Genomic DNA, 21,787 nt, shown 5'->3' on the forward strand with positions numbered 1-21,787 from the left:
CCCCCATGGGTACCGCGCTCGTCACCGGCGCCACCGCCGGCCTCGGTCTGGAGTTCGTCTGGCAGCTCGCCACCGCGCGACACGACGTCGTCGTCGTCGCGCGTGACGGCGAGCGTCTGGAGCAGCTCGCCACCCAGGTGCGCGCCGCCGCGGGCGTGCGGGTGGAGGTGCTGGCCGCGGACCTCGCGGTCCCCGAGGACCTGGACCGCGTCGCCGCCCGGCTCGCCGTCACCGGCGCGGAGGAGGGCGACGACCGGCGCCCGGTGGGGCTGCTCGTCAACAACGCCGGCTTCGCGACCGCGCAGCGGTTCGTGGACGGCGACCTCGGCGTCGAGCTCAAGGCCCTGGACGTCATGGTCCGCGCCGTGCTGGTGCTCTCGCACGCCGCGGCCGGGCAGATGACGTCGCGCGACCGGGGAGCGATCCTCAACGTGGCGTCCGTGGCCGCGCTCACCGCCGGGGGCACGTACGCGGCGGCCAAGGCGTACGTGCGGTCGTTCACCGAGGGGCTCGCCGTCGAGCTCAAGGGCACCGCCGTCACCGCCACCGTGCTGTGCCCCGGCTTCGTGCACACCGAGTTCCACGACCGGGCCGGCGTCGACATGACCTCGGTCCCTGACATCGGGTGGCTGGACGCGCCGCGGGTGGTCGCGGAGGCGCTGGCCGACGTGCGCCGTGGCCTCGTCATCTCCACCCCCTCCGTCCGGTACAAGGCGGCGTCGGCCCTGCTGCGCCTCGCGCCGCGCGCCGCCGTGCGCGCCGTCGGCAAGTACCGCTGACACGTACGGCTGACCCGCCGTCGTGACGGCGGGTCCGGGCCCGTACCCTGGTGCCCGTGACGACCACCGACCCCGCCTTCGGACCGACGCCCCGCGAACAGCTGCGGGACCTCATCACCGAGCTCGCCGTCGTGCACGGCAAGGTGACGCTGTCCTCCGGCAAGGAGGCCGACTACTACGTCGACCTGCGCCGCATCACGCTGCACCACCGCGCCGCCCCGCTGGTGGGCCACGTGCTGCTCGACCACCTCGAGGAGGTCGGCCTCGGCACCGCGGAGGTCGACGCCGTCGGCGGGCTCACGCTCGGCGCGGACCCGATCGCGGACGCGCTGCTGCACGCCGCAGCGTCGCGCGGGCAGGACCTCGACGCGTTCGTCGTCCGCAAGGCGGCCAAGGCGCACGGCATGCAGCGCCAGATCGAGGGGCCCGAGGTCGCGGGCCGCAAGGTCGTCGTCCTCGAGGACACGACCACGACCGGCGGGTCGCCCATCACGGCCATCGAGGCGCTGCGCGCCGCCGGGGCCGAGGTGCTCGGCTGCGCGACGATCGTCGACCGCGCCACCGGCGCCGGCGAGAAGATCGAGGCGCTCGGCGTGCCCTACCACTACCTCTACGACCTGTCGGACCTCGGGCTCACCGACTGAGTCGCGGGCCGCGCGAAGGCGGGTCAGTCGCGCCTGCGACCGACGAGGTAGCCCACCCCGAGGCCCACGAGCAGCGGTCCGCCGGCGAGGGCCGCCAGGACGAGGTCCGGCGACGTCGTCGAGACCGTCAGGATCGCTCGCGGGGGCGGGTCGGGCGCGAACCAGCCGAACTCCGCGTAGCCCGTCGGGCGGGCCAGCACCCAGACGAGCAGGGCCGCCCCCACGACGATCCCCGCGACCGCGAGCCACCTACCGCGTCGTCGCCGGTCCGGCGAGGGCACGTCGCGGTCCTGCTGCGCGTCAGACACGGCCGATCAGGTCCGCGATGGAGTCCACGACGTGCGACGGGCGGAACGGGTAGGTGTCCACCTCGGCGGAGGTCGTCGAGCCGGTCATCACGAGGAACGTCTCGAGGCCGGCCTCGATGCCGGCGACGACGTCGGTGTCCATGCGGTCGCCGATCATCGCGGTGACCTCGGAGTGGGCGTCGATCCGGTTGAGCGCGGAGCGGAACATCATCGGGTTCGGCTTGCCCACGTAGTACGGGGACCGCCCGGTGGCCGCCTGGATCATCGCCGCGACCGCGCCGGTGGCGGGGAGCGGGCCCTCGGCCGACGGGCCCGTGGTGTCGGGGTTCGTGGCGATGAACCGGGCACCGTCGCGCACGAGGCGGATCGCCTTGGTGATGGCCGTGAACGAGTACGTGCGGGTCTCGCCGAGCACCACGTAGTCCGGGTTCGACTCGGTGAGGGTGTAGCCCCCCTCGTAGAGGGCGGTCGTGAGCCCGGCCTCGCCGATCACGTACGCCGACCCGTTCGGGATCTGGTCGGTGAGGAACTGGGCCGTGGCGAGCGCCGACGTCCAGATCGCCTCCTCCGGGACGTCGATGCCCGACGTCGCCAGGCGGGCACGCAGGTCGCGCGGCGTGAAGATCGAGTTGTTCGTGAGGACCAGGAACGGCCGCTCCGCCTCGCGCAGCGCGCGCACGAACTCCGGCGCCCCGGGGATCGCCTGGCCCTCGTGCACGAGCACGCCGTCCATGTCGGTCAGCCAGCACTCGATCCGTCGTTCGCTCACGTCGCTCACCCTAGTGCGCGAGCCCGCGGTCTGCGTCCGACAGGATGGGGCCCATGACGACGATCGCGGTGGTGGGCGGGCCTGTGCGGGCCGGCGCGGACGACGCGCGCGAGGTCGGCGTGGGCCCCTGGCCCGGCGGCCCGGCGGCCTGGCCGCGCACCCCCGACGGCGACCTGGACCCGCGCTACGACGCCGACGCGCTGGCCGAGGGCGACGCGCGCAACGTCGTCGACCGGTACCGCTACTGGACCGTCGAGGCGATCCGCGCCGACCTCGACGCGCGCCGTCCCGCCGACCGGCAGCTGCACGTCGCCATCGAGAACTGGGCGCACGACCTCAACATCGGCTCGGTGGTGCGCACCGCCAACGCGTTCAACGCGGCCGGCGTGCACATCGTGGGGCGGCGCCGGTGGAACCGGCGCGGCGCCATGGTGACCGACCGGTACCTGCACACCCACCACCACCCGGACGCGGCGGCGCTCGCGGGCTGGGCGGCGTCGGCGGACGGCGGAGCGGGCCTGCCCGTCGTCGGGGTCGACAACGTGCCGGGGTCGGTGCCGCTGGAGGGCTACGCGCTGCCCGCCCGGTGCGTGCTGCTGTTCGGGCAGGAGTCCACGGGCCTGACGCCGGAGGCGCAGGAGGTGTGCGCGGACGTCGTGCACATCGCCCAGCACGGGTCCACCCGGTCCCTCAACGCGGGTGCCGCGGGCGCGATCGCGATGCACGCCTGGGCGTCCCGATGGCTCTCCGCACAGGAGCCTCCGTCTCACGGAGCCGACGGCATGTGACTCAGCCGACCCGGACGTGAGAAAATCCGGTTGCATGCGGGTCGGCGCCCGTCGCGACGAAGCATCCCGCTGCATCCTCGTACGCCCCGTCATTGGAGTACCGCAGATGCCTATCGCAACCCCCGAGGTCTACGCCGAGATGATCGACCGGGCGAAGGCCGGCAAGTTCGCCTACCCCGCCGTCAACATCACGTCGTCGCAGACCGTCACCGCCGCGCTCCAGGGCTTCGCCGAGGCCGAGTCGGACGGCATCATCCAGGTCTCCGTGGGCGGTGGCGAGTACGCGTCGGGCTCGACGATCAAGGACCGTGTCGTCGGCTCGCTGGCCCTCGCGGCCTACGCGACCGAGGTCGCGAAGAACTACTCGGTGAACATCGCGATCCACACCGACCACTGCGTCAAGAAGAACCTCGACTCCTGGGTGCGCCCGCTGCTCGCCCTCGAGGCGGAGCAGGTCAAGGCCGGCAAGAACCCGACCTTCCAGTCGCACATGTTCGACGGCTCGGACATCCCTCTGGACGAGAACCTCGTGATCGCCGCGGAGCTCCTCGAGCTGTCGCAGGCCGCGCGCACCATCCTCGAGATCGAGGTCGGCGTCGTCGGTGGCGAGGAGGACGGCCACGAGGCCGCGATCAACGACAAGCTCTACACCACGGCCGAGGACGGCCTGGCCACGGTCAAGGCGCTGGGCGCCGGCGAGAAGGGCCGCTACCTGACGGCCCTCACCTTCGGCAACGTGCACGGCGTGTACAAGCCGGGCGCCGTCAAGCTGCGCCCGTCGATCCTCGCGGACATCCAGAAGGCCGTCGGCGACGAGATCGGCAAGGAGAACCCGTTCGACCTCGTGTTCCACGGCGGTTCGGGCTCCACGGCCGAGGAGATCGCCGAGGCGGTCGACAACGGCGTCATCAAGATGAACATCGACACGGACACGCAGTACGCGTTCACGCGCCCGGTCGTCGAGCACATGTTCAAGAACTACGACGGCGTCCTGAAGATCGACGGCGAGGTCGGCAACAAGAAGGCCTACGACCCGCGCGCCTGGGGCAAGCTGGCCGAGGGCGGCATGGCCGCGCGCATCGTCGAGGCCGCGCAGCAGCTGCGGTCCGCCGGCCACAAGATGTGACCTCACACCTCTCGCCGAGGTAGTTCGCAACTCGCCGAGGTAGTTCGAAGGGCGGCCCGCACATGGTGCGGACCGCCCCTTCGAACTACCTCGGCGAGTTGCGAACTACCTCGGCGCTGGTGTCTCCAGGTCGAAGCCCGGGTCGACGTCGACGATCTCGAGCAGCTCGCCGATGCGGGTGACCTCGAGGAGGAAGCGCACGGTGGGCGGGGCGCGCAGCACCCGCACGCGGTGCGGGCTGCGGGACGCGAGACGGGCGAGGAACGCCACGCCGGACGAGTCCATGAAGGTGACGTGGTGGGCGTCGATCTCGACCGGGAGGCCGGAGCCCTCGGCGTCGGAGATCGCCTCACCGAGCTCGGCGCCGATGTCGGCGTCGATCTCACCGGACAGCACGACACGGGCGCGGGACGCGCCGACGATGACGTGCACGCTCGCGGGGTCGCCCAGCTCGGGCGCCGCGTCTGCTTCCCTTACGTCCGCACGCCGCAGGTCACGTGGGGTCGAGTTCGATCCGTCGTGCACGGTGCTCCTTCCACGCGCGGGGGCGTTCACCTCGAGTCTCGGCGGACACCAATCTACGGTTGAATGACCAGCAAGAACCCAACCAGGGCGGGGAATCTCGGCAGTGGAGGCATTATGACCGAATCATCCGGTCCTGTGCCGCCCCTTCCCGGGGATTTCTCGACGTCGCGCTCGCCCACGCCGTCATCCCGGCCTTCGTCACGGGGGCGTGGGACGACGGCATGCCCGTGCTGTGGGTCAACGACGCCTTCGCCCGCGAGACCGGCATCGGCGTGTCGGACCTCGCCGTCCTCGGGAAGCACCCGCTGCTGGAGCTCGTGGCCGACGACACCGAGCGCGAGCGCAGCCAGCGCGACCTGCGCACCGGACACCCCACGACGCGCATGCTGCGCGGCCGCCGCCCCGACGACGTCGCCACGTGGTGGCAGATCACGATGACCCCCGTGCCGGACGCCGACGGCCCGGCGAACCGGTGGTTCGGCACCGCCACCGACGTCTCGACGCACGTGGAACGGCAGGCCGCCCAGCTCGCCTCCCTCGAGGTCGAGCGCCGCGAGCGGGCCGACCTCGACCTCATCGCGCAGACCACCGAGCTGCTCGGCGACCTCGAGTACCCGTACGCCCTGCGCGACATCGCCGACCTGCTGCGCTCGCTCGTGCCGTGGGCCGGCTTCTACGTCAACGACGACGGGCTCCTCTTCGCCGACGGCGTGGACGTCGCCTCGCCCCCGAGCGGCCGCGGGCGCCGGCACGCCCGCTATGTGCCCGACCCCCGAGGGCGACGGGGCCGAGGCGCACGGGACGCATGACGGCCGCGACCAGCACGAGCCGATCCGCGACGAGGTCCAGGACCTGCTCGAGGGCGTCGTCGAGGGCCCGGTCATGCTGCGCCTGGACGCCCGGTTCCCGGCACACTCCGCGTCCGGGTGGCTGCGCCGGGACCTGCTGCGCCGCGTGGTCGAGGAGACCGGGGCCCTGCCGCGCGCCGTCGTCGTGCACGCCGTGGCCGGGCGCCGCCGCGTGCTCGGCCTGCTCGCCACCTGGCACGGCGTCGGCGTGGCCGCCGACGGCACCGTCACCGAGGAGTCCCGCCCCGCCCCGTCCGAGCCGCAGCACGTGCACACGGTGATCGAGGTCGTCGCGCGGCGGGCCGGCACCGCGATCGACAACGCGCGCCTCTACGCACGCGAGCACCGGCTCGCCGAGGCGCTGCAGCGCGCGATGCTGCCCGAGCAGGCCGACGTCTCGGGCCTCGACGTGTGGACGTACTACGCGCCGAACGCCGAGCACGCCCAGGTGGGCGGCGACTGGTACGACGTGCTGCAGATCAACGACGGCACCGTCGGGCTCGTGGTGGGCGACGTCGTCGGGCACGACGTCGAGGCCGCGGCCGCGATGGGGCAGCTGCGGTCCGTCGTGCGGTCGTACGCGTTCGAGCTCGCCACGCCGGGGATCGTCGTGGACCGGGTCGACCAGCTCGTCACGGGCATGCGCATCCCGCGCTCGGCGTCGATGGTCTACGCCACGCTGAAGCACCAGCAGGACGGCGACGCCTGGACCGTGCAGTACACGCGGGCCGGCCACCTGCCGCCCCTGCTGCTGCGGGACGGGAAGGTCACCCAGCTCGCGGGGGCGCGGGGTCGCTGATCGGCTTCGGATCCCGGCCGCGCACCACGGGGCAGACCGAGCTGCGCCGCGGCGACGTGCTGCTCTTCTACACCGACGGACTCATCGAGCGCCGCGACCGGTCGCTCAAGGTCGGCCTCGACGCCCTGATCGAGACCTCCGCCCGCATCACCGCCCGCGACGCCGCGGGCGTGGGGGAGGAGCTGCTCTCCCGGCTCGCCGACGCCCCCGAGGACGACGTCGCGCTCGTCGTCGTGCGCGTGCCCGACCCCGTCGCCGACGCCCAGGTGCAGCCCCTCAGCCCGCGCTCACGGCGCTGGCTGCTGCCCAGCGAGCCCGCGTCCATCGGCCGTGCGCGGCACGCCGTGCTGCGCACCTGTCAGGCGTGGGGGCTGCCGGAGTCGGCGTCCGCCGAGCTCGTCGTGTCGGAGCTCGTCGCCAACGGCGTGCTGCACGGCTGGGGCAACATCGCGCTCCGGCTCTTCGAACCGGCGACGGCCTGCGCATCGAGGTGGAGGACTCCAACCCCGCCCCGCCCGTCACCACGGACGGCCACCCCAACCGTGTCGGCGGGTTCGGGATGCAGATCGTCGAGCGGCTGGCCGACTGGGGGTGGCGGCCCGCCGGGTCCGGCAAGCTGGTGTGGGCCAAGCTGCACGCGCCCGACGTCGCCTGAGGCCGATCGGTCGAGCTTGTCGAGACCAGGTCCTCGTCGGTCGAGCCTGTCGAGACCTCGTCCTCGTGGGTCGAGCGTGTCGCGACCACGTCCTCGTCGGTCGAGCGTGTCGAGACCACGAACGGGGTTTCGACAAGCTCAACCGGCGGGGGCGACGGGGTTTCGACAAGCTCAACCGGCGGGAGGTGACACGCTCAACCGGCGAGCGCGCGGACCTCGTCGCCGGAGGTGCCGGAGTCGCGCAGGAACTGCTCGCACCGGTCGGCCTCGGCGGTCTCGCCGATCTGGCCGGCGGCCGTGGCGAGCGCGGCGAGGGCGCGGAGGAAGCCCTGGTTCGGCTCGTGGTCGGCCGGGATCGGGCCCTGGCCGCGCCAGCCCGCACGGCGCAGCGCGTCGAGGCCGCGGTGGTAGCCGGTGCGGGCGTAGGCGTAGGCGGTCACCGAGCGGGCGGCGCTCGGCGCGGTGCCCGACCCGTCCAGGGTGAGCTCGGCCAGCACGGCCCAGGCCAGGGACGACGCCGGGTGGTCCGCGGCGAGCTGCGCCGGGTCCTCGCCGGCGTCCAGGCCGTCGCGCACCTGGGGGTGGTCGTCGGGCAGACGGGTCGGGGGAGGGCCGGCGAGCAGGTCGTCCACGGGAGAGGTCATGGGGACCATTCTGGACCCGGGCGCGAGAGCGGCGCCTCGAACGCCGTGCGCGGCATTCCGCGGGTACGCTCGGCACCATGATCGAGATCGCGACGTCATCGACGACGACGACGCTCGTGATCGCCGGAGACCTCGACCTCGCCGAGCGCGACCAGTTTCCGGAGATCGCCACGCGCGTGGTCGGGCTGCGGCGGCAGCTGCTGGTGATCGACATGTGCCGCGTGACGTTCATGGACTCCACGGGCGCCGCGTTCCTCATCTCCCTCGCCGACGCCGGGCGCAAGCGCGGCGGCGCCACGGTGCTGCGGGGCGCGGACGAGCGCGACCTGTTCGTCCTCGAGGTGTGCGGGGCGCTCGACCTGTTCCGGATCGATCGCGACCACCGGTGCGAGTCCGCCCCGGCGCCGTCGGCCCCCGCCTCGCACCACCCCGCTGGTTGAGCCTGTCGAGACCCTGCTGAGGGTTGGGGCAGGCGCAACCGGCGTTCGGTTCACGGGCGGGTAAACTCGGGCGCGGCCCGGCCGAGAAAGCCTGCCTGCTCAGATGACGTGGGTGACATGCCGGGCCTCGTCGACGCGAGGAGATTTCATGCCAGCCGTGGTGCTCGTCGGTGCCCAGTGGGGCGATGAGGGCAAGGGGAAGGCCACGGACCTGCTCGGGTCCCGGGTCGACTACGTCGTGAAGTTCAACGGCGGGAACAACGCGGGTCACACCGTCGTCATCGGCGACGAGAAGTACGCGCTGCACCTGCTGCCGTCGGGCATCCTGTCGCCCGGCGTCGTCCCCGTGATCGGCAACGGTGTCGTCGTGGACATCGACGTGCTGTTCGAGGAGCTGGACGACCTGATCGCGCGCGGCGTGGACGTCTCCCGCCTGCTGGTCTCGAGCCAGGCGCACGTCATCGCCGGGTACCACCGGACGCTCGACAAGGTGACCGAGCGCTTCCTCGGCAAGCGCCGCATCGGCACCACCGGCCGCGGCATCGGGCCGGCGTACGCGGACAAGATCAACCGCGTCGGCATCCGCATCGCGGACCTGTTCGACCCGAAGATCCTGCGGGAGAAGGTCGAGGGCTCCCTCGACCAGAAGAACCACCTGCTGGTCAAGGTCTACAACCGCCGCGCCGTCGAGATCGACGAGACGGTCGACGAGCTGCTGGCGCACGCGGAGCGGCTGCGCCCGATGGTCGCGAACACGCCGCTGGTGCTCAACCAGGCGCTCGACGCCGGCAAGAACGTCCTGTTCGAGGCCGGTCAGGCGACCATGCTCGACATCGACCACGGCACGTACCCGTTCGTCACGTCGTCCAGCGCCACCGCCGGCGGTGCGGTGACGGGCTCGGGCATCGGGCCCACCCGCGTCGACTCCGTGATCGGCGTCATCAAGGCGTACACGACGCGCGTGGGCGAGGGCCCGTTCCCCACCGAGCTGTTCGACGACATGGGCGAGTACCTGCTGAAGACCGGCGGCGAGTACGGCGTCACCACCGGCCGCGCGCGCCGCTGCGGCTGGTACGACTCCGTCATCGCCCGCTACGCGGCGCGCATCAACGGGCTCACCGACCTCGTGGTCACCAAGCTGGACGTGCTCACCGGCCTGGAGAAGGTGCCGGTCTGCGTCGCCTACGACGTGGACGGCACCCGGTACGACGAGATGCCCGACGACCAGTCGGCGTTCCACCACGCGACGCCGATCTACGAGGAGATGCCCGGGTGGTGGGAGGACATCTCCGGCGCCCGCACCATCGAGGACCTGCCCGCGAACGCGCAGGCGTACCTCGCCCGGCTCGAGGAGCTCTCCGGCTGCCGCATCTCCGCGGTCGGCGTCGGCCCGCGCCGCGACGAGATCATCCCGGTGCACGACCTGATCCACGCGCGTTGACGTGACGGCTCCCGCGCAGGTGCCCGAGGAGGTCGTCGCCGCGCTCGCCCCGCAGGGGGTGCTGCACGCCGTGATCAACCTCGGCAACCCCGTGCTGGCGCAGGGCACGCCGGAGGCGCCCTCGGGCGTCACGGTGGACCTGGCGCGGGAGGTCGCGCGCCGGCTCGGCGTCCCCGTGCGGCTGGAGTGCGTCGACGCGGCGCGGCTGTCGTTCGCGGCCGTCGCGGAGGGCCGGGTCGACGTCGGCTTCCTCGCCGCGGAGCCGGAGCGGGCCGAGCAGGTCGCGTTCACCGACCCGTACGTGCGGATCGAGGGCGTGTTCGCCGTCCAAGAGGGCTCGCCGGTGCGGACGGCCGCCGACGTCGACCGGCCCGGCGTGCGGGTGGGCGTCAAGGAGGGCTCGGCCTACGACCTGTTCCTCACCCGCAGCCTGGAGCACGCGGAGGTGGTGCGGGGCGCCGACGGGACCGTGGCGTTCGAGGAGCACGGGCTGGAGGTGGCGGCCGGGATCCGGCAGCCGCTGACGCGGTACGTGGCCGCCCACCCGGGGTTGCGCGTCGTCGAGCCGCGGTTCACCGAGATCCGCCAGGCCGTCGCCACCGGCCGCGACCGCGACCCGGCCGCGGTCGCCTGGCTGCGCGACGTCGTCGCCGCGCTGACGGCGGACGGCTTCGTCGCGGCGTCGCTCGGACGCTCCGGCCAGGACGCCACCGTCCCCTCCGCTGGTTGAGCCTGTCGAAACCAGGTGTCGACAGGCTCAACCAGCGGTGCCACGGCCGTGCGACGGCGGCTCTGTCCGTCGGTCAGGCCATCATGGCGGGATGTCCTACGACTTGGCAGTGTGGGTGGGTGCGCGACCGGCGTCGGCGAAGGCCGCGTCCAGGATGTTCGAGCGGCTCATGGATCAGATGGAGGCGGCGGACGAGGAGCGGGAACCCGCACCGCAGATCCGGGCGTACGTCGACGCGCTCCTCGCACGCTGGCCGGACATCACCGAGGACGAGAACGACGACTCACCCTGGGCCGACGGCCCACTCATCGGCAACGCCTGGGGGGACGCGATCTACTTCTCCATGGTGTGGAGCCGCTGCGAGGAGGCATCGGAGTTCGCCGCGAACCTCGCCGAGCAGCACGACCTGATCTGCTATGACCCCCAGCTCGAGCAGCTCCGGCCCGAACGTGCGGGGAGACCACAGCCCGGCGGAGATGGTTCACCCGACGCACCTGATGCGGCGTCGCTCGTGGCTCCCGGTCGCAGGGCCTTCTACACTGGTCGCCCGTGAAGATCCTCGTCGTCGGGACCGGTGCCCGCGAGCACGCCATCGTCCACGCCCTCGCGTCCGAGGCCGCCGCTGACGGCGCGCCCGGGTCGGCGCACGAGCTGCACGCCGCTCCCGGCAACCCGGGCATGGCCGCACAGGCCGCGCTGCACCCCGTGGACCCGGAGGACGGCCGCGCCGTCGCCGCCCTGGCGCGCTCGCTCGGCGTCGACCTGGTGGTCGTCGGCCCCGAGGCGCCGCTGGTCGCCGGGGTCGCCGACGCCGTCCGCGAGGCCGGGGTCCCCTGCTTCGGGCCGTCCGCCGAGGCCGCCCGCCTCGAGGGCTCGAAGGCGTTCGCGAAGGACGTCATGGCCGCCGCGAGCGTGCCGACCGCGATGGCGCACGTGTGCACCACCGTCGAGCAGGTCGCCGACGCGCTCGACGCGTTCGGCGCCCCCTACGTCGTCAAGGACGACGGGCTGGCCGCCGGCAAGGGCGTCGTCGTGACGTCGGACCGCGACGCCGCCCTGGCCCACGCCCGCGAGGCGCTCGACGCCCGCGGCGACGATGGTCGCGTGGTGGTCGAGGAGTACCTCGACGGCCCCGAGGTCTCGCTGTTCTGCCTCTGCGACGGCGCCACCGTCGTACCGATGGTGCCGGCCCAGGACTTCAAGCGGGTGGGCGACGACGATGCCGGCCCCAACACCGGCGGCATGGGCGCCTACACCCCGCTCGACTGGGCCCCGGCCGACCTGGTCTCCGAGGTGGTCGACCGCATCGCGCAGCCCACGGTGGACGAGATGGCCCGCCGCGGCGCCCCGTTCTCCGGCGTGCTGTACGTGGGGCTGGCGCTGACCAGCCGCGGCACCCGCGTCGTGGAGTTCAACGCCCGCTTCGGCGACCCGGAGATCCAGGCCGTCCTCGCGCGGCTGCGCACCCCGCTGTCAGGGGTGCTGCTCGCCGCCGCCACGGGCGCGCTGGCGGACATCGCGCCGCTGCGCTGGTCCGACGAGGCCGTGGTGAACGTCGTCGTCGCGTCGCAGGGCTACCCCGAGTCGCCGCGCAAGGGCGACCCGATCACCGGCATCGCCGACGCCGAGGCGCTGGATGGCGTGCACGTGCTGCACGCGGCGGCACCGCGCTGGACGACGGCACGCTGGTGTCCGCCGGCGGGCGCGTGCTGTCCGTCGTGGGCCGGGGCACGGACCTGGCCGCCGCGCGGGCGGCGTCCTACGCCGGGATCGCCGAGATCGGGCTGGACGGCTCGCACCACCGCAGCGACATCGCCCTCAAGGCCGAGCGCGGCGAGGTCGCCGTCCCCTGACGCCGCAGTCGGTTCGGCAGCTCGGCCTCGATTCGGCAGTCCTGACTGCCGAATCGAGGCCGAACTGCCGAACCGGGCGTGAGCGTCAGCCGACCAGCAGCTCGTCGCGGACGTCGCGGATCTCGCGCGGGCTCAGGTCGAGGCCGCGCCGCAGGTAGCCGGCGAACGAGCGGTACTCGTCGCGGACCTCGTCGAAGCCCGCGGCCAGGTACTCCGGCCGCACGTCCATGAGTGGCTTGTAGATCGCGGCCTGCTCCGCCGGCATCGAGGCCAGTGCGGCGGCGTTCGCCTCGGCGCGGTAGTCGTTGCTCAGCAGGTAGTCGTCCTCGACGACGTCGCGCGGCACGCCCGCGGTCGTGAGCAGCGCGGCGGCCGCCCACCCGGTGCGGTCCTTGCCCGCGGTGCAGTGGAAGAGGACGGCGCCCTCGTCGTCGACGGCGTCGAACAGCGTCTCGTAGGCCGCGCGGCCGGTGTCGCTGGACACCATGGAGCGCTCGCCGTCGACCATCATCTGGGCCGCCGCCTCGGGCGTGGAGAGGTCGGGGACGGTCGCGCCACCGCCGCCGATCACGTCCGCCACCTCGTAGCGGGCGCCCTCGGGCACGCGGTCGGGCGCGGTGGTGCGCTCGGACGCGGTGCGCAGGTCGACGACGGTGCGCACGTCGAGGCCCTCGAGGGCGTCGAGGTCGTCCTCGCTCAGCCTGTCGAGCGCGTCGGACCGGTAGGCCTCGCCCATCGCGACCCACTCGCCGGTGACGGTGCGGTAGCCGCCCATGTCGCGAAGGTTCACGGTGCCGTCGAGCTGCACGAGGCGGTCGGCGAGGGTGAGGCCCTGCCCGCGCTCCGGCACCAGGCGGAACCAGCGGCGGTCGGCGTCCTGCAGGCCGCGCACCGTGACCGTGCCGGAGCTGTCGCCGCGCGCGACGACGTGGCGGGTGTCGATGCGGTCCCGGGACGTGCCGGTGTAGAGGCGGACGTCGCCGGCGCCGCGGGGGCGGACCAGGTGACGGTGAACGAGCCGTCGTCCTGGGCGGTGACCGTCGCGGCGGTGAACGGGATGGCGCCGTGGGCGGCGACGGCGTGGCGGCCGGTCGTGGCGGCGGTGGTGTGAGGCGCCGCGACGGATGCGGCGACGGGGGCGGCGGCGAGCCCGGCGACCAGCACGGACGTGGCGACACAGCGGGTGAGGCGATTCATGAGGTGCACGGTGGACGCCGCACACGAACCCCGGTGAACGGACAGGGTTGTCCGGTGAGGCGGGCGGTGAACTCTCGTCGCGCCGGGGGAGCGCCCGCGGTCAGGGGGCGTCGACGGGGAGCAGGCCGCGCTCGGCGAAGACCTTCTTGGCGACGAACGTGGCGTTGAGCGCCTTCGGCATCCCGCAGTAGACCGCGGAGTGGAGCAGGGCCTCCACGATCTCGGCGGGCGTGAGCCCCACGTTCAGCGCCGCGTTGACGTGCACCTCCAGCTGCGGCTCGCACCCGCCGAGGGCGGTCAGCATGCCGAGCGTCACGAGCTGGCGGTCGCGCGGCGGCAGGCCCGGTCGGTCGTAGACCTCCCCGAACGCCCACGCGACCACCTGGTGGCCCAGCTCCGGGCTGACGTCGGCGAGCGAGTCGATCACCCGGCGGCCGCCCTCGCCGTCGACGCGGGAGAGCACCTCCATGCCCCGGTCGAAGCGCTCCTGGCGGGTCTCGGCGGTGGTGCTGGTGCTCATGCGTGGTCCGTCCCGGGCTGCGTGGAGAGCAGCCCTTCGTAGTGGGTGATCTTGTCGTCCAGCGCGTCCTCGTGGTCGCGGAGCCGGCGGATGCGGGCGGCGAGGTCGTCGCGGTGCTCGCGCAGCAGGGCGAGCCGCTCGCCCAGGGTGGCGTCGCCCTCGGCCCGCAGCCGGGCGTACCGCTGCATGCCGCTGATCGGCATTCCGGTCTCGCGCAGTCGCAGGAGGAACTCCAGCCACACGAGGTCGGCCGCCGAGTACCGGCGCTGGTTGCCGGTGCTGCGCCCCACCCGCTCGATGAGGCCCGCGCGCTCGTAGTAGCGGAGCGTGTCGGGGGTGAGCCCGGTCCGGTCCGCGACCTGGGCGATCGTGATGCCGTGCTCGTGCTCGTGCTCGTGCTCGGGAACGGGGTCGGCGTCGCGCATGGCACGACCCTAGAACTTGGAGTGCGCTCCAGGTCAAGGGCGCCGCGGTGCCACACCGGACGAGGGCGACACGCCGCCGCGCACGGATGGGACACTGGGCGCCGTGACCGAGACGCGCGACGCCGACCAGCCCGACGCCTTCGCCGGGGGACCGCTCGACCTGCCGGGATGGCGGCACGTCTACTCGGGCAAGGTCCGCGACCTGTACGAGCCCGACCTGCCGGCCCTGGGCGGGGTGCACCCGCTGGGCGACGTCGTCCTCGTCGTCGCGTCCGACCGGGTGTCGGCCTACGACCACACGCTCACCCCGGGCATCCCGGACAAGGGCGTGGTGCTCACGCAGCTCAGCCTCTGGTGGTTCGACCAGCTCGCCGACCTCGTGCCGAACCACGTCGTCTCGACGGAGGCGAGCGCCGAGCCGGGCGACGGCCTCGTGCCCGACGTCGTCGCGGGCCGCGCGATGATCTGCCGCCGCCTCGAGATGTTCCCGGTCGAGTGCGTGGCGCGCGGCTACCTCACCGGCTCCGGCCTCGCGGAGTACCGGGCCTCGGGCGAGGTCACCGGCATCGCGCTGCCCGCGGGCCTGGTCGACGGCTCCCGCCTGCCGGAGGCGATCTTCACGCCCGCCACCAAGGCCGAGGTGGGCGAGCACGACGAGAAACGTGCGTTCGAGGAGGTCGCCCGCCGGATCGGCGACGACGCCGCCGCGCGGCTGCGCGACCTCACCCTCGCGGTCTACTCCCGGGCCGAGCAGGTCGCGCGCGAGCGCGGCGTGATCCTTGCGGACACCAAGCTCGAGTTCGGCGTCGACCCGGCGACGGGAGCCACGGTGCTGGGCGACGAGGTGCTCACGCCCGACTCGTCGCGGTTCTGGCCCGCCGACGCGTGGGAGCCGGGCCACGCCCAGCCGAGCTTCGACAAGCAGTTCGTGCGCGACTGGCTCACCTCGCCGGAGTCCGGCTGGGACCGGTCGTCCGACGCCCCGGCGCCCGAGCTGCCGGCCGACGTCGTCGAGCGCACCCGCGACCGCTACCTCGAGGCGTACCAGCGGCTGACGGGCACGTCCCTGACCTGAGCGTTCGCCCCGCCGCACGAAACACGCGGGGCGCACACTGTGTGCCATGTCCTCACCCACGAGCGGCGCACCGTCGCTGCCCCTCGCCGGCCCGCAGGACCCCGTCTACCGCTACCTGCTCCGGGTGGCGCGCGCGACCACGCAGGAGGTGGCCGACGCGACGTCCACGAGCGTGGCGGCGGCGCGCCGGACGCTGGTGGCGATGGCGGACTCGGGCCTCGTCGCCCCGGACCCCGACCCCGACGACTGGGACGTGCCGGACCCGGGGGCCGCGGAGCGCTGGGCCGTGGTGCCGCCGCACGCGGCGCTCGGCGGCTCGGTCGCCCGGCTGCGCGCCGACCTCGCGCGGGCCGAGCTCGAGCTGGCGGAGCTGGCCGACCTGTCCCGGGCCGCGGTGCCGCTGCGGGGCAGCGAGCTCGTCGAGGTCGTGTCGGGGGCGCGGCCCAGGCGCGGCGCATCGGCGAGCTCGAGGAGCGCGCGCTCCGCACCGTCGACGTGTTCCAGTCGGGGTTCAACACCGTCACCTCCGTGGAGGAGGCCATCACGGAGGACGACCGCACCGCGGGCCACAGCTACCGCGTCGTCGTCGACGCGGCGTTCCTCAAGGAGACCGCGGCGGTGCGCGCCCTGGACGAGCGGGTGGCGTCGGGCCACCGGGTCCGGGTGGTCGACCACCCGCTGGTCAAGCTCGCGATCGCCGACCGGGAGATCGCGATGATGCAGCTCGACGCGACCGCGTCCCTGGTGCTGCGCGGCCCCCTCGTCCGCCTCGCGACCGAGCTCTTCGACTCGACCTGGCGCCGCTCGCGCCCCTACCTGCGCGAGGGCGACGGCCTGAGCCGCGACGACCGCCAGCTGCTGCAGCTCATGATGTCCGGCCTCACCGACGCGGCGATGGCGAGCCAGCTCGGCAGCTCGCCGCGCACCGTGCAGCGCCGGCTGCGGGCCCTCATGGACACGGCCGAGGTCAGCACCCGGATGCAGCTGGGCTGGCACGCCCTGCGCAACGACTGGGTGTGACCTCGGCCGTGTCCTGGAGCCCGGGTCAGCTCGACCCGTGCGGTGTCACATGCGGTCCTCGACGTCCTCCAGGGTGGTGCCGCGGTACGACGTGACCGGCGTGGTGATCCGGTCGGACGCCGAGTTCTGGGCGAGGTAGTTGGTCCGCACCCAGGCCAGGTCCGCCCGGTCGACCGAGCCGGAGCGGTCCAGGTCGGCTGCCGGGTCCGCCGTCCCCTGCGCGCCGAGGATCGCGATCGCATCCCGCACGTCGATGACGTCGTCGGCGTTCACGTCGCCGGCCAGGAGCGCGGGCACCGTGCTGACGACCTGCCCGCCCTTCGTCGTGGCGCCGGCGGCGACGTCGCCGGACCAGGAGAAGTGGCCCGGCACGCGGACCTCCAGGCGGTACGCCTCGTCCGTGAGCGGCATGGGGCCGAAGTCATACCGGGAGGTCGAGTCGACCTCGGTGGTCCGCACGGTGCCGTCCGGCGCGGTGAGCGTCACGGCCGCCCCCGCGGTGGTGTAGTCGACGCCGGAGTCGAACGCGGACGCGTCGTTCAGCATCGCCTGGGGGCCACGCGGCCGCTGACGAGCGAGTGCGGGTTGAGCCGCGCGACCGCACCGTAGAACTGCTGAGCGACGTGCTCACGCCGTCCACGTCCGAGAACTTCGTCGTGCCGGTGGCCAGGCCGTTCTCCAGCGACCAGCCGGCAGCGTCGAGCACCTCGTAGGACACGGTGAGCAGGGGCATCGCGTCGGCCGTGAGGCCGGCGGCGTCGCCGACGTCGAACGACGCCGTGGTGAGCTTCCACGCCCCCGAGCCGGCGTCCGTGGTGGTCACCTCGACGGGCGTCGGGTCGTGCTCGCCGAGCGAGTCGGTCGCCTCGACGGACAGCACCTTGACCAGTTTCGAGTCGTACCGGATCTGCGTCTGGAACGAGCCCCAGCTCTTCAGGTCGTGCGCGGTGAGCGTGTAGGTCACCACGTCGCCGGGTGCGGCCTTGGCGGTGTCGGCGGCGCCCACCACGTAGGGGACGCCCTCCTTGATGAAGTTCACCTTGCGCCGGTCGGCCCAGTTGCCCGCCCCGTCGGCCGGCCACATGAACAGGTTGGACACGGCCGGGCCCTTGGGGAAGGTGTACGTGGCGTGCACGTCGCCCTGCGTGTCGGCCATCGTGGTGATCTCGGGAGCGACCGGGCTGTACGCCGACCACTGCAGCTTGTTGTCGCTCTGGTCGACGTCGATCCCCGCCGCCCGGATCGCGGGCACCGACGCGTCGTGCAGCACCCCGTCCAGCGGGTAGGTCGTGGCGTCGGCGGGCCGCTCGACCACGGTCGGCACGGCCGGGTCGAAGGCGCCGAACTCGTCGGTGTACGTCGGCGCCGTGGTGTCGACGTAGATCGGCTCGCTCTTGGTGAAGGTGGTGCCGTAGGCGTCCACCCCGACGACGGTGAACCGGTAGCCGCCCTCGGCGGCCCAGCGCGCCCGGGGCGAGACCGGGTTGCGCCGGTCGCCCGTGAGCGGGAAGTAGCTGCCGGTGAACGACGCCCCGTAGAGCACGTCGTCCGACAGCCCGACGGTGCTCAGGGTGCCGACGTAGCCGACCTCGTTGCCCTGAAGGTCGGAGAGGAAGATGCGCAGCTCGGTGAGCTGTCCGGCCATGCGGAAGGCGAACTGGCCCTGGCCGCCGGCCGCGAGCCCGTCGCCGGTGCCCTGGTGCGTGGAGAGCACGGCCTTGGGCATCGTCAGCTCGGCCAGGCCGGTCGTCGCGAGCCGGACCCCGTAGGGCAGGCGCAGCGTCGGCAGGTCCCGGTCGCGCGGCGTGAGCGTGACCACCCCCTGGTACGAGCCGGCCGCGGCGGACGCCGGCGCGGTGAGGGAGAGCCGGACGGAGGCCTTCCCGCGCCCCGCGACGGTCACCGAGTCCGGAGCGGAGAGCCGCACGTCCCGCTGGTCCGCGTCCGGGCCCGTCGTGGTGACCGACACGGCGTACCGGGTGCTGCCCCGCAGGTCGCCCCGCACGGTGACGGTCGCCTGCTCCGCGACGCGCTTCCCCGCGGGCAGGGTGCCGAAGTCGACGGCCCCGGTCTCGTACCGCAGCGCCGACGACTCGCCGGCGGCGTCCACCTGCTCCGTCTCGGCGCTCACCCTGGCCGACACCGAGGCGTGCACGGCGGCCCACGGGTCCACCTGACCGGCGCCGACGCCGAAGACGTCGTCGGAGCCCTCGAGCGGGGCGGCCGTGTTCATCAGCGCGACCTTGACGTCGGACGGCGTCCGGCGCGGGTCGTCCTGCAGCAGCAGGGCGGCCACGCCGGCCACGTACGGGGTGGCCATCGAGGTGCCGCTGAGGCGCGCGTAGGCGATCGAGTAGTCGTGCCCCGCGGGGTCGACGACGTCGGCCGGGACCGAGGACATGACGCTCACGCCGGGCGCGGTGATCTCGGGCTTGATGGTGCCCGTGCCGTAGACGGGTCCGCGCGAGCTGAACGACGCGAGCTGGTCGCCGCCGAGCGTGAACGTGCCGTCCGGGGCGAACGCGGCGGTCGCGGCGGGGTCCGCCGTCAGGGCGGCGGCGACCGCGGCGCCGTCGGCGGCGGTCAGGGAGAACGTCGGGACGAAGCCGGTGCTCTCGCCCAGGTAGTTCGGGACGTGCCCCTCCTCCGCGACGTTGTTGACGAGCAGGACGGCGACGGCGCCCTTGTCCGCCGCGCGCTCGATCTTCTCGTTGAGCGTGATCGTGCCGCGCTGGACCACGGCGACCTTCCCGGCCACGTCCTTGCCGGAGTAGTCGGCGGACCGGCCGAGGCCGACGGCGACCAGGCCGTGGTCGCCGTCGATCGCGTCGTCGACGTCGGCGTAGGAGCGGGCGAGCAGGCGTGCCTCGGCCGTGGTGTCCCCGACGGCGGCCGTGTAGCGGTCGAGCTCCATCGGGGTGTCGTTGGCGCCGACGGTGATCGGCAGGGCCGCGGCGCCCGGGGTACCGAGCGTGGACGCGGCGGGCCCGCTGTTGCCGGCGGCGATGACGGTCGTGATCCCCGACAGCACCATGTGGTCGGCGGCGAGGGCCTGCGGGCTCATGGCGTCGTTCGACGCGGCGCCGAGCGACATGTTCACCACGTCGACGTCGTCCTGCAGCGCGGCGTCCATGCCGGCGAGGACGGCAGACGTGGCGCCGCTGCCGTACGGGCCGAGCACGCGGTAGGCGCGGATCTTCGCGCCGGGGGCCACGCCGTGCGCGGCCCGCTCGGTCGCGGCGTCGCCCTGGCCGGCGATGATGCCGGCCACGTGGGTGCCGTGCTCCGTGTAGTACGTGGACCCGTTGGACGTCTCGGGCCGGTTGGTGGCCTGCCAGTCGGCGTACGTCGTCTCCATCGGGTCGTCGTCGCCGTCGACCAGGTCCCGGCCGCCCGCGTACACAGCGGCGAGGTCCGGGTGGCGGTAGTCGATCCCCGTGTCGATGACGCCGACGGTGGTGCCCTCGCCGGTGACGCCCGCGTCGTGCAGGCGCGCCAGCCCGGCGGCGATGGCCGCCTGGTCGTCCTCGTCCTCGGCGGTCGTGGCGGCCGTCGCGGGGTGGTTCCCGTGGCGACGGCGGTCGAGGCGGCGTGCACCTCCTCGTCCGGCCAGACGGCGGCGACCCCCGACGTCCGCGAGCGCCTCGAGCTCCGTGCCGGGGACGGTCATGCTCACGCCGTTGAACGCCTCGGTGTACGTCTCGTCGACCGTCGGCGCGGCCTCCCGGGCGTCGCGCGACGTCGTCGGGAAGGCGTCGGCGAGCGCGTCGTCGAACGACTCCTGGGACTCCTCGACGGCCTCCTGCGCGGCGTCGGCCGTCAGGGTCTGGCCCTGCGTCGCGGCGAGCAGCTGCGCGGTGGCCGCCGGGGGCTGGGTGAGGGACACGATGACGTCGACGTCGTCCGCGTCCCCGAGGACGTCGTCGTCGAAGTCCTGGAGCCCGCTGACCTGGAGGGTCGAGAGGCGGTCGAGGACGGCGAGCTGGTCGTCGTCCAGCGACGCGAGCAGCTCCTCGGCGCCGTCCGGCGCGGGCGCGGCGAGCGCGGCGGGCGCCGCGGCGACACCGCCCAGCGTGAGCGCGGCGAGGCAGGACGCGGCGGCGAGCCGCTGTGAGGCGCGTGGAGCACGATGCATGGTGGGTCCCCGGAGAGTCGTCAGGCGGGTCCAGAGTGGCACCCGCCCGGGCGTCCGGGGGCCGCGGGCGGTGGCGAGAACGCGCCGTGGCGCGATGTCGCCAGCCGCCCGCCGTGCCCTGCGGCCGAGCTGCTCGGTGAGCTGCTCGGTGAGCTGCTCGATGAGCTGCTCGATGAGCTGCTCGGCCGGGCTACAGGCCCGAGCCCTGGACGCTGCCCTCGAGGGGCGAGCCGTCCGGGTTCTGCGCCCAGCACATGAGGCGCCGGTCGCCGAGCGTCCACGACGCCTGGGTGGGGTAGAGGTAGACCATGTCCAGGCCGGACGAGTCGTAGTCGGTGCCGACGTAGTCGGCGAACTGCTCGTAGCAGAAGCCCTCCGCGGTCGACACGACGGCGTCGTCCCCGGGGAAGGTGGCGTCCGTGAGCTCGTCGACGCCCACCAGCTCGGCGCCGTGCGGCGAGGCGCAGTCCTCGGCGACGACGCCGCTGAGGTCGGTGGCGTCCGCAGGCAGCTCGAAGCAGTCACCCAGCTGCAGGTTCGCCCCGGTCTGCTCCGAGTACGCGTCGTCGAAGCCCTGCTGGAAGCCGTCCTGGAAGTCGTCGCTGTTCACGGCGAGGGCGATCAGCCCGATGACGAGCAGCCAGCCCAGCAGCCCCAGCGCGCCGAGCACGATGCCGGCGATCGCCAGGCCGCGGCCGGAGCGCCCCGTGCGCCTCGTGCGGCGCAGGCCCGCGATGCCGAAGCCGATCGCGAACGGGCTGAGCCAGAGGATCCCCGTGACCAGGGCGATGATCGAGAACCCGTCGGTGCCGGGTGCGGCGGGCTGCCCGTACGGCGCGGGCTGGCCGTAGGGCGTCTGCGGGCCGTAGGGCGTCGGCTGGCCGTAAGGCGTCGGCTGGCCGTAGGGGGTCGGCTGCTGGTCGTACGGCGTGGGGCCGCCGAACGGGCTCGCCGGGTCGGCCTGCGAGGAGGCGCCGGGGTCCGGGGCGGCGAAGGGGTCGGGAGCGCTGCCGCCCGCGGGCGGAGGGGTGGGTGCGGACATGCTTCCTCTGCAGGGAGTGCGGTC

Annotated in this window: 22 protein-coding genes and 2 pseudogenes; 14 read left to right on the top strand and 10 right to left on the bottom strand. The window is 73.6% G+C overall.

The features are described from left to right. Positions 1-5: 5 nt before the first annotated feature. Together ACQFYA_RS03035 and pyrE are read left to right on the top strand one after the other, a co-directional pair. Positions 6-779 carry an SDR family NAD(P)-dependent oxidoreductase gene (locus ACQFYA_RS03035; protein WP_499121494.1) on the top strand — a complete coding sequence of 258 codons (774 nt, stop codon included), beginning with the start codon at positions 6-8 and terminating at the stop codon, positions 777-779. 56 nt (positions 780-835) lie between these two features. Further along, the gene (pyrE, locus tag ACQFYA_RS03040; protein WP_499121495.1) at positions 836-1,423 is read left to right on the top strand and encodes an orotate phosphoribosyltransferase; all 588 of its coding nucleotides are present in this window, start codon (positions 836-838) and stop codon (positions 1,421-1,423) included. 23 nt (positions 1,424-1,446) lie between these two features. Here the strand turns inward: pyrE and ACQFYA_RS03045 are convergent, their stop codons facing one another. Both ACQFYA_RS03045 and ACQFYA_RS03050 read right to left on the bottom strand, forming a co-directional pair. Further along, positions 1,447-1,731 (bottom strand): hypothetical protein, encoded by a 285-nt coding sequence (locus tag ACQFYA_RS03045; RefSeq protein WP_499121497.1) that lies wholly within the window; start codon positions 1,729-1,731, stop codon positions 1,447-1,449. Continuing rightward, positions 1,724-2,464 (bottom strand): HAD-IIA family hydrolase, encoded by a 741-nt coding sequence (locus ACQFYA_RS03050; RefSeq protein WP_499127409.1) that lies wholly within the window; start codon positions 2,462-2,464, stop codon positions 1,724-1,726. The genes ACQFYA_RS03045 and ACQFYA_RS03050 overlap by 8 nt, the downstream gene beginning before the upstream one ends. A gap of 89 nt (positions 2,465-2,553) precedes the next feature. On the opposite strand from ACQFYA_RS03050, the gene ACQFYA_RS03055 reads away from it, so the two are divergent. Both ACQFYA_RS03055 and fbaA read left to right on the top strand, forming a co-directional pair. Beyond that, positions 2,554-3,288 carry a TrmH family RNA methyltransferase gene (locus ACQFYA_RS03055; RefSeq protein WP_499121498.1) on the top strand — a complete coding sequence of 245 codons (735 nt, stop codon included), beginning with the start codon at positions 2,554-2,556 and terminating at the stop codon, positions 3,286-3,288. Positions 3,289-3,394: 106 nt separating this feature from the next. Continuing rightward, complete coding sequence (gene fbaA, locus ACQFYA_RS03060) at positions 3,395-4,414, top strand: class II fructose-bisphosphate aldolase (RefSeq protein ID WP_499121499.1); 1,020 nt, start codon at positions 3,395-3,397, stop codon at positions 4,412-4,414. A 105-nt stretch (positions 4,415-4,519) separates the two neighbouring features. Here fbaA and ACQFYA_RS03065 read toward each other — a convergent pair whose 3' ends face one another. Beyond that, entirely contained in the window at positions 4,520-4,939 is a 420-nt protein-coding gene (locus ACQFYA_RS03065; RefSeq protein ID WP_499121501.1) for an STAS domain-containing protein, read from the bottom strand. A 221-nt stretch (positions 4,940-5,160) separates the two neighbouring features. On the opposite strand from ACQFYA_RS03065, the gene ACQFYA_RS03070 reads away from it, so the two are divergent. From ACQFYA_RS03070 to ACQFYA_RS03080, 3 genes and pseudogenes are all read left to right on the top strand, one after another. Further along, entirely contained in the window at positions 5,161-5,748 is a 588-nt protein-coding gene (locus tag ACQFYA_RS03070; RefSeq protein WP_499121502.1) for a PAS domain-containing protein, read from the top strand. Between the two features lie 412 nt (positions 5,749-6,160). After that, positions 6,161-6,768, top strand: a pseudogene (locus tag ACQFYA_RS03075) (PP2C family protein-serine/threonine phosphatase); the annotation flags it as partial. Positions 6,769-7,076: 308 nt separating this feature from the next. After that, entirely contained in the window at positions 7,077-7,241 is a 165-nt protein-coding gene (locus ACQFYA_RS03080; RefSeq protein ID WP_499127638.1) for an ATP-binding protein, read from the top strand. A gap of 194 nt (positions 7,242-7,435) precedes the next feature. Here the strand turns inward: ACQFYA_RS03080 and ACQFYA_RS03085 are convergent, their stop codons facing one another. Continuing rightward, positions 7,436-7,885: a DUF3151 domain-containing protein gene (locus ACQFYA_RS03085; protein WP_499121503.1), complete on the bottom strand. Its 450-nt coding sequence runs from the start codon at positions 7,883-7,885 to the stop codon at positions 7,436-7,438. A 77-nt stretch (positions 7,886-7,962) separates the two neighbouring features. Between ACQFYA_RS03085 and ACQFYA_RS03090 the strand changes: the two genes are divergently transcribed. From ACQFYA_RS03090 to purD, 5 genes and pseudogenes are all read left to right on the top strand, one after another. Next, on the top strand, positions 7,963-8,325 hold the full coding sequence (locus ACQFYA_RS03090; RefSeq protein ID WP_499121505.1) for an STAS domain-containing protein: 363 nt from the start codon (positions 7,963-7,965) through the stop codon (positions 8,323-8,325). Positions 8,326-8,473: 148 nt separating this feature from the next. Beyond that, complete coding sequence (locus tag ACQFYA_RS03095) at positions 8,474-9,766, top strand: adenylosuccinate synthase (protein ID WP_499121506.1); 1,293 nt, start codon at positions 8,474-8,476, stop codon at positions 9,764-9,766. A 1-nt stretch (position 9,767) separates the two neighbouring features. Continuing rightward, the gene (locus ACQFYA_RS03100) at positions 9,768-10,496 is read left to right on the top strand and encodes a transporter substrate-binding domain-containing protein (RefSeq protein WP_499121508.1); all 729 of its coding nucleotides are present in this window, start codon (positions 9,768-9,770) and stop codon (positions 10,494-10,496) included. A gap of 154 nt (positions 10,497-10,650) precedes the next feature. Then, the gene (locus tag ACQFYA_RS03105; protein WP_499121509.1) at positions 10,651-11,049 is read left to right on the top strand and encodes a hypothetical protein; all 399 of its coding nucleotides are present in this window, start codon (positions 10,651-10,653) and stop codon (positions 11,047-11,049) included. After that, a pseudogene (gene purD, locus ACQFYA_RS03110) lies at positions 11,046-12,349 on the top strand (phosphoribosylamine--glycine ligase). The gene ACQFYA_RS03105 and the pseudogene purD overlap by 4 nt, the downstream one beginning before the upstream one ends. Before the next feature lie 85 nt (positions 12,350-12,434). Here purD and ACQFYA_RS03115 read toward each other — a convergent pair. The 3 genes from ACQFYA_RS03115 to ACQFYA_RS03125 form a co-directional block, all read right to left on the bottom strand. Beyond that, complete coding sequence (locus ACQFYA_RS03115) at positions 12,435-13,241, bottom strand: tyrosine-protein phosphatase (protein WP_499121510.1); 807 nt, start codon at positions 13,239-13,241, stop codon at positions 12,435-12,437. 405 nt (positions 13,242-13,646) lie between these two features. Continuing rightward, entirely contained in the window at positions 13,647-14,066 is a 420-nt protein-coding gene (locus tag ACQFYA_RS03120; RefSeq protein WP_499121511.1) for a carboxymuconolactone decarboxylase family protein, read from the bottom strand. Then, positions 14,063-14,491: a MerR family transcriptional regulator gene (locus tag ACQFYA_RS03125; protein ID WP_499121512.1), complete on the bottom strand. Its 429-nt coding sequence runs from the start codon at positions 14,489-14,491 to the stop codon at positions 14,063-14,065. Before ACQFYA_RS03125 ends, ACQFYA_RS03120 begins: the two co-directional genes overlap by 4 nt. Positions 14,492-14,594: 103 nt before the next feature. On the opposite strand from ACQFYA_RS03125, the gene ACQFYA_RS03130 reads away from it, so the two are divergent. Together ACQFYA_RS03130 and ACQFYA_RS03135 are read left to right on the top strand one after the other, a co-directional pair. Then, positions 14,595-15,566 (top strand): phosphoribosylaminoimidazolesuccinocarboxamide synthase, encoded by a 972-nt coding sequence (locus tag ACQFYA_RS03130; RefSeq protein WP_499121514.1) that lies wholly within the window; start codon positions 14,595-14,597, stop codon positions 15,564-15,566. A 495-nt stretch (positions 15,567-16,061) separates the two neighbouring features. After that, positions 16,062-16,586 (top strand): helix-turn-helix transcriptional regulator, encoded by a 525-nt coding sequence (locus tag ACQFYA_RS03135; protein ID WP_499121515.1) that lies wholly within the window; start codon positions 16,062-16,064, stop codon positions 16,584-16,586. A gap of 45 nt (positions 16,587-16,631) precedes the next feature. On the opposite strand, the gene ACQFYA_RS03140 is transcribed toward ACQFYA_RS03135, so the two are convergent. The 3 genes from ACQFYA_RS03140 to ACQFYA_RS03150 form a co-directional block, all read right to left on the bottom strand. After that, entirely contained in the window at positions 16,632-17,072 is a 441-nt protein-coding gene (locus ACQFYA_RS03140; RefSeq protein WP_499121516.1) for a hypothetical protein, read from the bottom strand. Continuing rightward, positions 17,008-20,721, bottom strand: coding sequence for a S8 family serine peptidase (locus tag ACQFYA_RS03145; RefSeq protein ID WP_499121518.1), 3,714 nt, complete (start codon positions 20,719-20,721; stop codon positions 17,008-17,010). Before ACQFYA_RS03145 ends, ACQFYA_RS03140 begins: the two co-directional genes overlap by 65 nt. Before the next feature lie 190 nt (positions 20,722-20,911). Further along, positions 20,912-21,763 carry a DUF4190 domain-containing protein gene (locus ACQFYA_RS03150; protein WP_499121519.1) on the bottom strand — a complete coding sequence of 284 codons (852 nt, stop codon included), beginning with the start codon at positions 21,761-21,763 and terminating at the stop codon, positions 20,912-20,914. Between the last annotated feature and the right edge of the window lie 24 nt (positions 21,764-21,787).

The organism is Promicromonospora sp. Marseille-Q5078 (assembly GCF_050315395.1).
Classification (GTDB): Bacteria; Actinomycetota; Actinomycetes; order Actinomycetales; family Cellulomonadaceae; genus Isoptericola.

Coding starts and splice junctions, on each gene's coding strand:
- ACQFYA_RS03035 (WP_499121494.1), top strand. CDS start 6: ATGGGTACCGCGCTCGTCACCGGCGCCACCGCCGGCCTCGGTCTGGAG.
- ACQFYA_RS03050 (WP_499127409.1), bottom strand. CDS start 2,464: ATGGACGGCGTGCTCGTGCACGAGGGCCAGGCGATCCCCGGGGCGCCG.
- ACQFYA_RS03055 (WP_499121498.1), top strand. CDS start 2,554: ATGACGACGATCGCGGTGGTGGGCGGGCCTGTGCGGGCCGGCGCGGAC.
- fbaA (WP_499121499.1), top strand. CDS start 3,395: ATGCCTATCGCAACCCCCGAGGTCTACGCCGAGATGATCGACCGGGCG.
- ACQFYA_RS03070 (WP_499121502.1), top strand. CDS start 5,161: ATGCCCGTGCTGTGGGTCAACGACGCCTTCGCCCGCGAGACCGGCATC.
- ACQFYA_RS03085 (WP_499121503.1), bottom strand. CDS start 7,885: ATGACCTCTCCCGTGGACGACCTGCTCGCCGGCCCTCCCCCGACCCGT.
- ACQFYA_RS03090 (WP_499121505.1), top strand. CDS start 7,963: ATGATCGAGATCGCGACGTCATCGACGACGACGACGCTCGTGATCGCC.
- ACQFYA_RS03095 (WP_499121506.1), top strand. CDS start 8,474: ATGCCAGCCGTGGTGCTCGTCGGTGCCCAGTGGGGCGATGAGGGCAAG.
- ACQFYA_RS03105 (WP_499121509.1), top strand. CDS start 10,651: ATGTTCGAGCGGCTCATGGATCAGATGGAGGCGGCGGACGAGGAGCGG.
- ACQFYA_RS03120 (WP_499121511.1), bottom strand. CDS start 14,066: ATGAGCACCAGCACCACCGCCGAGACCCGCCAGGAGCGCTTCGACCGG.
- ACQFYA_RS03125 (WP_499121512.1), bottom strand. CDS start 14,491: ATGCGCGACGCCGACCCCGTTCCCGAGCACGAGCACGAGCACGAGCAC.
- ACQFYA_RS03145 (WP_499121518.1), bottom strand. CDS start 20,721: ATGCATCGTGCTCCACGCGCCTCACAGCGGCTCGCCGCCGCGTCCTGC.
- ACQFYA_RS03150 (WP_499121519.1), bottom strand. CDS start 21,763: ATGTCCGCACCCACCCCTCCGCCCGCGGGCGGCAGCGCTCCCGACCCC.